9 protein-coding genes and 1 riboswitch are annotated in these 12,209 nt (G+C 50.5%); of the genes, 3 read left to right on the forward strand and 6 right to left on the reverse strand.

Annotation, left to right across the window (positions count from 1 at the left end; all coding sequences use genetic code 11):
* The first annotated feature begins 17 nt into the window (after positions 1-17).
* Positions 18-1,355, forward strand: a complete 1,338-nt coding sequence (gene rseP / locus C510_RS0107285; protein ID WP_018710684.1) for an RIP metalloprotease RseP — start codon at positions 18-20, stop codon at positions 1,353-1,355.
* Between the two features lie 99 nt (positions 1,356-1,454).
* Positions 1,455-3,893, forward strand: coding sequence for a S9 family peptidase (locus C510_RS0107290; protein ID WP_025892307.1), 2,439 nt, complete (start codon positions 1,455-1,457; stop codon positions 3,891-3,893).
* Positions 3,894-4,051: 158 nt separating this feature from the next.
* Here the strand turns inward: C510_RS0107290 and C510_RS0107295 are convergent, their stop codons facing one another.
* The 5 genes from C510_RS0107295 to C510_RS0107315 all read right to left on the reverse strand — a co-directional run bounded on the left by C510_RS0107295 (position 4,052) and on the right by C510_RS0107315 (position 10,101).
* Complete coding sequence (locus tag C510_RS0107295) at positions 4,052-4,360, reverse strand: HigA family addiction module antitoxin (protein ID WP_018710686.1); 309 nt, start codon at positions 4,358-4,360, stop codon at positions 4,052-4,054.
* Positions 4,361-4,367: 7 nt separating this feature from the next.
* Complete coding sequence (locus C510_RS0107300) at positions 4,368-4,685, reverse strand: type II toxin-antitoxin system RelE/ParE family toxin (protein ID WP_018710687.1); 318 nt, start codon at positions 4,683-4,685, stop codon at positions 4,368-4,370.
* Positions 4,686-5,402: 717 nt separating this feature from the next.
* Positions 5,403-5,864: an anaerobic ribonucleoside-triphosphate reductase activating protein gene (nrdG, locus tag C510_RS0107305; protein WP_018710688.1), complete on the reverse strand. Its 462-nt coding sequence runs from the start codon at positions 5,862-5,864 to the stop codon at positions 5,403-5,405.
* A gap of 18 nt (positions 5,865-5,882) precedes the next feature.
* The gene (locus C510_RS0107310) at positions 5,883-8,270 is read right to left on the reverse strand and encodes an anaerobic ribonucleoside triphosphate reductase (protein WP_018710689.1); all 2,388 of its coding nucleotides are present in this window, start codon (positions 8,268-8,270) and stop codon (positions 5,883-5,885) included.
* A gap of 32 nt (positions 8,271-8,302) precedes the next feature.
* Positions 8,303-8,496, reverse strand: a riboswitch (cobalamin riboswitch).
* Positions 8,497-8,655: 159 nt separating this feature from the next.
* Entirely contained in the window at positions 8,656-10,101 is a 1,446-nt protein-coding gene (locus C510_RS0107315; protein ID WP_018710690.1) for a CCA tRNA nucleotidyltransferase, read from the reverse strand.
* Between the two features lie 161 nt (positions 10,102-10,262).
* On the opposite strand from C510_RS0107315, the gene C510_RS0107320 reads away from it, so the two are divergent.
* Complete coding sequence (locus tag C510_RS0107320; protein ID WP_018710691.1) at positions 10,263-11,096, forward strand: outer membrane protein assembly factor BamD; 834 nt, start codon at positions 10,263-10,265, stop codon at positions 11,094-11,096.
* 153 nt (positions 11,097-11,249) lie between these two features.
* Here C510_RS0107320 and rd read toward each other — a convergent pair whose 3' ends face one another.
* A complete protein-coding gene (rd, locus tag C510_RS0107325) occupies positions 11,250-11,984 on the reverse strand; it encodes a rubredoxin (RefSeq protein WP_025892309.1) in 735 nt (244 codons plus the stop codon).
* Between the last annotated feature and the right edge of the window lie 225 nt (positions 11,985-12,209).

Raw genomic sequence — 12,209 nt, forward strand, 5'->3', positions numbered from 1 at the left:
ACAGAAGTAGATTGTAAATGGAAACATTTTTGATTCGTGCCCTTCAACTGATTCTCAGCCTTTCGCTGCTGGTCATCGTTCATGAAGGAGGACACTTTTTCTTTGCGCGCCTTTTCAAGATACGTGTAGAGAAGTTCTATATCTTTTTTGACCCTTGGTTCTCGCTGTTCAAGTACAAGCCGAAGAACAGCGATACGGAATACGGTGTGGGGTGGCTGCCGTTGGGCGGTTACTGTAAGATTGCGGGAATGATAGATGAGTCGATGGATACCGAACAGATGAAGCAACCCGCGCAGCCGTGGGAATTCCGCTCCAAACCGGCGTGGCAGCGTCTGCTGGTCATGATAGGCGGAGTGCTGATGAACTTCCTGCTGGCACTTTTCATCTATTCCATGATTCTTTATACCTGGGGAGATTCCTACATCGCCCTGAAGGACATGACTTACGGTATGAAGTTCAACGAAACGGCCAAGCAGATTGGATTCCGCGACGGGGATATCCTGAAGGCTGCCGACGGCGAGCCGCTGGAACGTTTCAACGTCGATATGCTCCGTAGTCTGGTAGAGGCCCGCGAAGTGACGGTGCTGCGTAACGGACAGGAGGAGAAGATACTGATGCCGGAGGTCAGCCTGTTGGACATCGCGAAAGAGGACCCTCCGTTTGTGGATATCCTTTATCCGAATGTCGTAGACTCGGTATGGGCGGACGGAGGATTTGCCAAAGCCGGTATTATGGCTGGCGATACGCTGCTGGCAGTCAACGGAGCGGCAGTGAACTCCTGGAATGATTTTGTCAATGAACTGGGTACCTTGCAGGCGAAGGCTGAACTGGAAAAGCAACCGAATGCGACTTTCAGTCTGGTTTATGCCCGTGGCGGTATACGCGATACGGTACAGGTACAGACCAATTCCAGCTTCAAGGTGGGCGCGGAAATGCACCTGGACTATAAGCCGACGGTACTGACCTACGGTTTCTTTTCTTCCTTCCCGGCCGGTGTGACCCTCGGTGTCAATACCTTGAAGGGATATGTGAACGACATGAAGTATGTCTTTACGAAGGAAGGTGCCAAGAGCGTGGGTGGTTTCGGAACCATCGGCAGTATTTTCCCGAAAGTGTGGGACTGGCCCCGTTTCTGGTCGATGACGGCTTTCCTGTCCATCATCCTGGCATTCATGAACATCCTGCCGATTCCTGCGCTGGACGGTGGACACGTGCTGTTCCTGCTGTATGAAATCATTGCCCGGCGCAAACCGAGTGACAAGTTCCTGGAGTATGCGCAGATGGTGGGTATGTTCCTGCTCTTTGCCTTGCTTATCTGGGCGAATTTCAACGATGTCTTGAGGTTCCTGTTCTAGCGGATTTTATTTCCTTAGATACTTTCTGAAGGGCGGCCGACAACTTTTCTCGGAAGTTTGCTATCTTTGTAACAAAAAATTATTAAAGTAGCACACATCATGAGAAAAATGTTGTTAGCCGCCTTTTTGTTAGGCGCAATCTGTTTACAGGCCATGCCGGGACAGGCACAGGAGAGACTGCCTGAATACCTGCAGGCCGAGAAGTTTACAGGGGCCAAGCTGAAGAACATGCTGTTTTCTACCACCGTAGACCCGCACTGGTTTCAGCAGGGCACCCGTTTCTGGTTTGAATACAAGACGAGTGAAGGGAAGTTCTGGTATGTGGTAGACCCTGCTGCCCGCAGCAAGACTCCGCTTTTTGACCGCGATGAACTGGCTGCCCAGCTGACCGAAATCGTGCAGGACCCGTTTGAGGCCCGTCATCTGCCTATCACCAACCTGAAAGTAAAGGAAGACGGACGTACCTTTACTTTCGAAGTGACTTCCAGTCGCGATGCCAAACCGAAGAAAGACGATGATAAGAAGAAGGACGAGAAGAAAAAGGAAGTGTTCTATTTCTCTTACGATCTCCAAACCCGTAAATTGACGCACCTGAAGGATGCGGAGGAAGAGCCGAAACGGCTGGAATGGGCATCTGTATCGCCGGACGGAAAGAGTGTGGTCTATGCCAAGGACTGCAACCTGTATCGCATGAGCATCGAGAATTACCGCAAGGCACAGAAGGACGAGAAGGACAGTACCATTGTCGAGACACAGCTGACTACTGACGGTACTCCCGATTTCGGTTACGGAATTCCTTACAGCATCCTGAATACCGATACCTTGTGCAACGGTAAACGCCGGGGCGTGTGGGGATGCTGGTCGCCCGACTCGAAATATTTTGTGACTATCGTTTCGGATAACAGGGCCGTCAAACCGCTTTGGGTTATCAATTCCATCGCCGAACCGCGTCCTACCTTGGAAACCTACAAGTATCAGATGCCGGGTGAGATGGAGGCTCCGGAAGACCATCTTTACTTGTTTGACATGACTTCCAATACACGGAAAGAAATCCGTACGGCTGCCTGGAAGAACCAGACGTTGGATTTGTCTTATCGTCCTTGGGAACAGAAACAGCGTGACCAGGAGCTGGTGCCCGCTATCTGGCAGGGAGACAATAACCGTTTCTATGTAACCCGCAGCAGCCGTGACCTGCATCGCATCGATGTCTGTACCTATACGGTCGGTCAGGATTCCATCGTACCGATTGTGGAGGAACGGATGAATACCTACCAGGAAACCCGCCCGATTCAGGTATTCAACGAAGGCAAGGAATTTATCCAGTGGAGTGAGCGTGACGGTTGGGCACACCTGTATCTGTATGATGATAAAGGAAACCTGAAGAACCGCATTACCAAAGGACCGTGGCACGTGGAGCAGGTGGTGAAGGTAGACGAAGCTACCCGCACCATTTATTTCACCGCCAACGGTCGTGAAGCGGGAGAGAATCCGTATTACGAACATCTGTATAAGGTGAATGCTGATGGAAGCGGTCTGAAACGTCTGACCGCCGGCGATTTCTTCCATCAGGTAGAAGTGGACGATGAGGCCCGTTTCATCGTGGACAACTATTCACGGGTGAATACGGTTCCCTGTACCGATGTGATTGACCGCAACGGGAACAAGGTGATGAGCTTGCAGGAGAGTGATTTCTCGGTACTGAAAGCTGCGGGCTATCAGTTCCCGGAACTCTTTACCGTAAAGGCGGCCGATGGAGTGACCGACTTGTATGGCGTAATGTACAAGCCTTTCAATTTCGATTCTACCAAGGTTTATCCGATTATCGACTATGTATATCCGGGCCCGCAGGTGGAAGCGGTGTATTATCCGTTTACCCGCATGAGTGTTCGTACCGACCGTCTGGCCCAGGCCGGTTTCATCGTGATTTCCGTAGGACAACGGGGTGGACATCCGAGCCGTTCGAAGTGGTATCACAACTATGGTTACGGAAACATGCGCGACTATCCGTTGGCCGACCATAAGGCTGCTGTAGAGCAACTGGCTGCACGGTATAAGTTTATCGATATTAACCGTGTAGGGATTCACGGACATTCCGGAGGTGGATTCATGTCAACAGCAGCTATCTGTCAGTACCCGGATTTCTACAAAGCAGCCGTATCGTGTGCCGGAAACCATGACAACCGGATTTATAACCGCTGGTGGAGTGAGACGCATCACGGGGTGAAAGAGGAAATTACCGAGAAGGGCGATACCATCTTCGCCTACAAGATTGCCACGAATCCGGAAATTGTGAAGCAGTTGAAGGGACACCTTATGCTGGTACACGGGGATATTGACAACAACGTGCATCCGGGTAATACCATCCGGGTGGTGAATGCCCTGATTCAGGCCAACAAGCGTTTCGAGATGTTGATCTTGCCGGGTCAGCGTCATGCGTTTGGCAATATGGATGAGTATTTCTACTGGCGCATGGTGGATTTCTTCTCGAAATACCTGAAAGGCAAGCAGGAGGATTCGGTAGATATCCCGCAGCGGTAGATTGATTCTCCGTTCGGCGGCAGTCCGCCCGAAAACGCAAGATAAGTTCTTGAACTACTTGGTCTGTAAGTAGTTCCCAAGGGGATAAAACAAATCGTCCCGCCTGGCTCCTGTTCATGGGAGCGGGGCGGGACGATTCTTTTTCAGCTTGTTTCAGCCTACAGCTTGGCGGCGTACTTACGTACCTGTTTCAGGCGTTCCATGAAAGTGGGGTCGGAGGCGGCCTGCTGCATGTTACAGTCGAGCTGCATCCGCATCAGCAGCGAGGCACTGATTCCCAACGCAGCTTCGAATAGCATGGCTGTCTGTGTCGTAACCGGCCGGCGGCAGTTGAGGATGTCGTTCAGCACCTTGTAGGAGATGCCCATCTGCTCAGCCAGCTTTCGCTGTGAGAGCTTACGTTCTTCAGTCTCTTCTTTCAGCAGTTCACCCGGATGTATGGGGCGTTGGCAGATGTATTTTCCCATGATTGTTTTATTTATAATGATTCGACAATTCCAAAATGTTACAGATGGTCACTACCGTTTCCTGTGAGATTTGTTTTACTGTGAACTCGATGCGGTACTGGTCATTCACCCGGATAGAGGAGATACCCGCTTTGTCTCCTTTCAATACTTCGTAATGAAGAGAGTGGATAGCATAAAGTTCCTCTATATTTCCGGCTTGCTCCAGTACTTTGATACGTAGCTGGTAGCGCGCTATGATGTGGGGCTGGAAGCGATGTTTTTTGTCCGTCGTTTTTCCTTCCTCATACAGCTGGCGCAAATACTCCTTATCAAAGATTATTTCCATTGTTTTCCGTATTGTTCACGAGACAAAGATGGTAACTTTTTTCCATATATCCACTATTTTAGTGGACCAATTCCCGCTTGATGCCGTTTTTTCTTCCGGTTTTTACCGCCAGCCTTTCGGGACGGTGAAAATTCCGGTGAATGGCGGAGCGAAAGGCCCAAGAAACTTCAGCGGAAAAACGAACCCGTGTTTCAGCGCAGACGAACGGACGTTTTACTGAAAACGAACGGATGGATTAAATTGAACGAACGTTTGTTTTTCCGATGAGCGGAACGGGCATAAAAAAAGCGCTGTTCATCTGAACACCGCCGGCCGCCTAAAGAACCCCCATTGAAGGGTTCTTGCGTCTAAACATCTAGTCATTGTGTCTGTTATCCTTTTTCCTTAAAAGCAATTTACCTAAAACCTATTTCAACCTAAATCCTGAAATCTTTAACCTTTTTACTAATACCTAAACTTTACCTATTAATTAACCTAATACCTAAACTAAAATTGCTTTTTACCTTAAATCTAATACCTAACTTTTTAATCTAATACCTTAAATCTAATACCTTAGTTATCTAGTTTTGTTTACGTTATTGCTATGTGATTTCACAACCACACTGCAAAGGTATTTCTTTTTTCAATCCCTGCAATAGCCGGAGAAAAGTTTCTGCAGAAAACCCGTGTTTTCTTGATTTATGTCATGTAACATAAAAAATAGGCCTTGCAGAAGGCCTATTTGAGGGGGATGATGCGCTGGTTGCTGCTTCCCCGGAAGGAAAGATGGGGGGAATAGAGGGTCTCGTCGAAACGTCCGTCCACCAGTACGTCGATGAATGCCAGCAGCGGTTTCCGAAGCGGGTCGGCAAGCAGTTCCTCGTAGGTATATCCGGTATAGCACCAGATGTTCTGCCCGGTCTCTTCCTGGATGCGCTTCAGCACACGGCCGAACTCCTGGGGATTGTAGAAAGGGTCTCCGCCGGAAAAAGTGACTCCGTCCAGCAGGGGATTGCCGTTGATTTCCCGAATCATGCCGGTCAATTCCTCGTCGGTCAGCGGTTTGCCGGCTTGCGGATTCCAGGATTCCGGGTTGTGGCACCCTTTGCAACGGTGGGCGCATCCGGCCAGATAGATGGAATAGCGGATGCCCTCACCGTCGACAATGGTTTCAGGATAAGTATATAAATAATGTAACATGCTCCCTCCAGGTGTGGATTATCCGTGCTTTACACGGTCGTGCTCTTCGGCGCGTTTGGCCGAGTTCCAACTGCTCAGGTCTCCGGTCAGGTAACCGGTGATACGGCGCATACGCAGGATGTTTTCGCTCCGGCAGATAGGACATTTGTCGTAGATGACTCCCTTGTAGCCGCAGTTGTGGCAGGTATCTACCGGATGGTTGATGGAACCGTAGCCGATACCCTCATCGTGCATTACCTTGACAATCTTGGCGATGGCCTTGATGTTCTTCTTGGCTTCTCCGTCCAGTTCCACGTAGGTGATGTGCCCGCCGCGGGTCAGGGCATGGAAGGGAGCCTCGCACTTGATTTTCTCGACGATGGTAATCGGTTCCTTTACGTCTACATGGAACGAGTTGACGTAATAGTCTCTGTCGTTCACGCCCGGGATGATACCGTATTTTTTCTGGTCTATCTTGGTGAAGCGTCCGGAAAGTCCTTCGGCCGGAGTAGCCAGGATGGAATAGTTCAGGTGATATTTGGCCTTATATTCATCGGCTACCTTGTTCATTTCCAGTACGGCATCGTACAGTGTCTGCCAGGCCTTCTGGTTATGGCCGTGACCCTGTCCGTACAGGGCTACCATGGCGTTGTGTCCGCCTATGAAGCCGATACCCAGGGTTCCTTGGTTCAAGACGTCGCCCACTTCATCGTTCGGATTGAGCTTGCCGCCTCCTTTCCAGACATCGTTACCCATCATGAACGGGAACTGGCGGGCGAGTGCTGTCCGCTGGTACTGATAGCGTGCGTAAAGCTGTTCGGCTATGAAGGAAGCCATCCGGTGTACCGATTCCAGGAACAGGCTGCGGGCGGTACTTTCCACGTCGGTGGTTTGTCCCTCATTCAGCAGCTGTTCTGCTTTCCGGCGGGCTTCGATGGCCAGGCGAGTCAGGTTCATGGTCGTGAACGACAGGTTTCCTCTGCCCAGCGAGGTCTTTTCGCCGTTCAGGTTTTCGAATACACGGGTGCGGCAGCCCATGGTTGCCAGTTCGTAGCGGTAGCGTTTGGGGTCGTCTGCCCGCCACGCCTCGTGCTTGTTGAACGGGGTGTCCAGGAACATGAAGTTCGGGAAGAGTGCCTTGGCAGTGGTGCGGCAGGCTTTCAGGAACAGGTCGAAGTTCGGAGCTTCGAACGTGACTTTTCCATCCATGGCCGCTTCGAAGTCTTCCATGGCCCGTCGGTAATCGGCCTCGGAATAGGAGACGCCGTCTTTAATCTTGAAAATCTGTATCGGGAAAACCGGCACTTCTCCACGGGTACCCAGGCCTTCAATGGTGGCATTCAGCAGTTCTTCGATGACCATGCGTCCTTCGGCCGAGGTGTCGGTTCCGTAATTGATGGAGCTGAATACCACCTGATTACCTCCACGGGAATGCATGGTGTTCAGGTTATGGATGAATCCTTCCATGGCCTGATGAGTATCTTTCCGGGTCTGCTGGTAGGCTTTGTCCAGGATATGCGTCAGTTCTGTTTCGCTGATGTCGCAGTGTCTGCTCTGCAGGGCTTCCTGCAGGGCAGCGATGACCTGTGCGTCCGGAAGAATGGTATGCAGTTGCTGGCGGACCAGTTCCAGTGCTTCTTTTTCGTTCAGGGTTCCTCCCTTCATCTCCAGGTAGAAGGAGAGGGTAGAGGCTACCGCCTTCTGATACGTTTTCAGCACGCCTTTTGCCATGAAGAAGTCGAAAGCCGGGATAGCCTGACCGCCGTGCTGTTCGTTCTGGTTGGTCTGGAAGATGATGGTGGCCAGGGTAGCGTAACTCTGGATGGACTGTGGTGTACGGATGCTACCGTTTTTGGTATGGAAACCGCGTTCGAACAGGTCGTCCAGATCGTACTGGATGCAGGTTGTCGTTTTGGTCGGATAGTAATCCAGGTCGTGGATGTGGATGTCGCCCAACTGGTGTGCTTCGGCATACGGTTTGGGCAGCAGGTATTTATAGGTATAGTCCTTGGTGACTTCCGAGGCGAAGGTCATCATCTGTCCGGCCGGTGTGTGGCTGGACATGTTGGCATTGCTCAGGTTGACATCGTTCTTGTCGATGGCCACGATGCCGTCCATGATGTGTTTGATTTGGGTCTTCCGGTCGCGTTCCGTATTTCTCCATTGGCGGTAGATGATGTATTTCTTGGCTACTTCCGGCTGTACCTTCATCAGTTCCGTTTCTACCAGGTCCTGGATGGCTTCCACCCCGATGGTCGGTTCCTGGAAATGGTTGATGACCCGCCGGGTAATTTCGTCAATCAATGCTTCCTGGTCGTTGAGTCCTGTCGCGGTAAAGGCTTTGCCGATGGCGTTCGAAATCTTGTGGGCCGAAAAGTTTTCCCGCTTTCCGTCACGTTTGATGATGCAGATGTCTTCTACGTTCATGGTTGAGAATGATTAAATGAATGTATTAAAAAATGCTTCTGCTTTTCTCGGCAGGTCTTCTGACTGATCTCTCCCCTCGGTCGTACCTTCCCACCGGCGCCGTGCCGGCAGTGGCTGTCTGGACATCGTCCGGGGTTCGTCAAGAATCACAGCAGCGGGTACTGTTGCCGAATCGCGCGGCATTCCCTTTTGAAACTTGTGAGTTACCCTGAAAAGCGAAACAAAGATAGGAAAAAGAATGAATCTGAAAAATATGCGGGGTGCGTATTCTGTCTAAATTGGGAGACTTTGGAAAAGAAAATCCCGTCTATACGCTTTTTGGAGCGGATAAACGGGAAAGTCTTATTTATATTGCTTTTTTATTTTGGAAATTCGAATATTTCTTTTATGGCTGTTCTCCGGATTTCTCGGCCGGTAAATTTACCGGTTTCAAGCCCATCTTTTCTGCCTTTTCCAGCATGTAGCTGAAGGCGGCATCGTGCTCGTTCGGAATAATGCCGTCCAGAATCGCGTCCTTGATGGAAGCCTTCAGTCGGCCGATTTCCTGACAGGGCTGCAGGTTGAACACATGCATGATTTCGGTACCGTCTACCGGTGGCTGGAAATTACGGATGCGGTCTTTCTCCTCCAGGTCTTTCAGCTTCTGGCGTACCAGTTTGAAGTTGTCGAGAAAACGTTGCTTGCGGGCTTCGTTCTTCGAAGTGATGTCGGCCTCGCAGAGCATCATCAGGTCGTCGATGTCATCGCCGGCCTCGAAAAGCAGGCGGCGGACAGCCGAGTCGGTTACTTCCTCGTCGGCAATGACGATGGGACGCATGTGGAGTCCTACCAGCTTCTGCACGTATTTCATCTTTTCGTTCATCGGCAGTTTCATTTTTCGGAAGATGTCCGGTACCATTTTCTCGCCGATGTAGTTGTGGTTGTGGAAGGTCCATCCGGCACGCGGTTCCCAGCGTTTGGTGCGCGGTTTGCCGATGTCATGCAGCAGGGTTGCCCAACGGAGCCAAAGGTTGTCTGTCACCCGCGAGATGTTGTCCACTACTTCCAGGGTATGGTAGAAGTTGTCCTTGTGTCCCCGTCCGTTCCGTACCTCTACGCCTTGCAGGGCTACCAGTTCCGGGAAGATGAGGGCCAGCAGTCCGCAACGGTCCAGGTCGACGAATCCTTTCGACGGGACAGGCGAGAGCAGTATCTTGTTCAGCTCGTCGGCAATGCGTTCGCGTGAAATGATTTTGATACGTTCACGGTTGCGTTCCAACGCCTCGAAGGTACTGTCTTCGATGTAGAAGTTCAACTGGGTGGCGAAGCGGATGCAGCGCATCATGCGGAGCGGGTCGTCGCTGAAGGTGATGTCCGGGTCGAGCGGTGTACGGATAGTCCGTTCCTTCAGGTCGTCCAGTCCGCCGAACGGGTCTACCAGTTCGCCGAACCGTTGGCTGTTAAGGCAGACGGCCAGGGCATTGATGGTAAAGTCCCGGCGGTTTTGGTCGTCTTCCAGGGTACCGTCTTCTACTACCGGCTTGCGGCTGTCGTGGCTATATGATTCTTTACGGGCACCTACGAATTCCACTTCTATGTCGTGGTATTTCACCTGGGCGGTCCCGAAATTCTTGAAAACTGCTACATGTGCTCCACGTCCCAGCTTCTTTCCCAATGCCTGCGCTATTTCTATGCCGCTTCCTACAACTACCACATCGATGTCTTTCGACGGGCGGTTCAGGAATATATCGCGTACATAGCCACCTACCGCGTAGCATTCCAGGCCCAGCTCGTCGGCTGTGGCTGAAATCTGCTGGAAAATCTTGTCAGTAAAGTGCTCTTTCAAATTCATGGTTGTTGTATTTGTTCGAAATCGGAGTGCAAAGGTACGAAAAAAAGTGTATTCTACGGTGGTCTGGAGGTGGAAGATGCCGAAGATTTCGGGCCAATCGTGTCAACGTTTCCGGAATATGTTGTATTTTTGCCTCATTGACAAAAAGATAGAAGAAAGACATGAAGAAAACAGGATGGATTGTACTGTCGTTGGCGGGACTGCTCACTGCCTGCAACGGCGATAAACAGAAAGCTGCCGGATTGTTGGAACGCGCCAATGCCTCGTTTGAAGCCGGCGACTATAACCTGGCTAAACTACAGATTGACAGTATACGTACCTTCTATCCGAAGGCATTCGATGCCCGGAAAGAGGGAATCCGGCTGATGCAGCGGGTGGATCTGGAGGAACAGCAGAAGAGTCTGGTGTATCTGGATAGCATGATGGCGGTGAAACAGGCGGCTCTGGATAGCCTGAAGACTCGCTTTGTCCTCGAAAAGGATACCGCTTACCAGGAAATCGGCAATTATTTCTATCCGACTCAGGTGGTGGAGAAGAACATCGGACGTTCGTTCCTGCGGGCTCAGGTCAATGAACTGGGAGAAATGTCGTTGACGTCCATCTATTGTGCCGGAGGAAATCTCCATCATACGGCTGTCCGGGTAAGTGTGGGCGATACGTATGCGGAAACTCCTGTATCGAACGACAGTTACGAAACGACCGATTTGGGACGTGCCATCGAAAAGGCCGATTATAAGGTAGAAAACGACGGTGGCGTAGTGAACTTCATCCTGGCCAATCAGGACAAGAAGAATATCCAACTGACCTTCCTGGGAGACCGGACTTACCGTACAGTGATGCAGCCGAATGACGTGAAGGCGGTAGTGGAGCTGGTGGAACTGGCTAAGGTTCTCTCCGGTATGGAGGAAATCAAAAAGGAACAGAACGAAGCGAACCTGAAAATCCGTTTTGTAGAGCGGAAGATGCAGGAGAATCAGGAAACTTCCGAGGACTAGCTACTGGATATTCGGATTTTTTATTCATGAAAAAGACGGTGGAGTGAAGAGGGGTAACTGGTACCTCATTCAATCCACCGTCTTTCTATATAAACAGTTGAATCGGTAATCGTGAGAATCTGGTCGCCTGTTCTCCATTACCTGGTCACCTGGTTATTCCATGGGTCGGAACGCGTCCTTGTACAATCCGCAGATAGGGCAGGTCCAGTCGTCCGGAATTTCTTCAAACGGAGTTCCCGGGGCGATACCTGTTTCCGGTGAACCGGTTTCCGGGTCGTAGATGTAATCGCAGGCTGTACATTCGTAGCGTTTCATTACGCAGCGTTCAGCCACTTTTTCCCAGTCTACCAGGTTCCAGAAAGCTTCGATGAAAGCCGCACGGCGGTTGCGGTAGTCAATATAATAGGCATGTTCCCATACATCGATGACCAATATCGGCTTTAATCCTTGGGTGAGCGGATTCCCGGCGTTCGGCGTACTGACAATGGACAGCTTGTGCTGCTTGTCGGATACCAGCCATACCCATCCGGATCCGAAGAGTCCCAATGCAGCCTTGGTGAATGCCTCTTTGAAGGCATCTACCGAGCCGAAATCGCGTGTCAGGAGTTCAGCCAGTTTCTCCGGTACAGCGGTCGGTTGCGGGGTCAGAGTCTGGAAAAAGAAAGTATGGTTCCAGGTCTGTGCGGCATTGTTGAAGACAGGGCCATCAGCCTTGCGGATAATCTGTTCCAGACTCATCTTTTCATACGGAGTTCCCGGAATCAACTTGTTCAGGTTGTCTACGTAAGTTTGCAGGTGTTTCCCATAATGGAAATCAATAGTTTCTTTGCTCATGTGTGGGGCAAGTGCTTCCGCAGCGTAGGGAAGTGAAGGCATCGGGTGATTCATAGTGATTGTTTTTTAAAGTGATACTAAAATGTCTGCTTCATTTTTTAAAATGTTTGCTTCTGTACTTTATAAACAAACGGTTTTTGAAAAAGTTTGACTTTCTTACAAAAATAATGAAATTCTTCCGAATCCAGTTCTTTTTCTCTCGTTTTTTGATTACTTAAACATCGTTGAAAATCGATTTTCTTTTCTTTCGATTGGAAAGTAAAATCCGTTGATTTGTTT

The organism is Phocaeicola barnesiae DSM 18169 = JCM 13652, assembly GCF_000374585.1.
GTDB lineage: Bacteria > Bacteroidota > Bacteroidia > Bacteroidales > Bacteroidaceae > Phocaeicola > Phocaeicola barnesiae.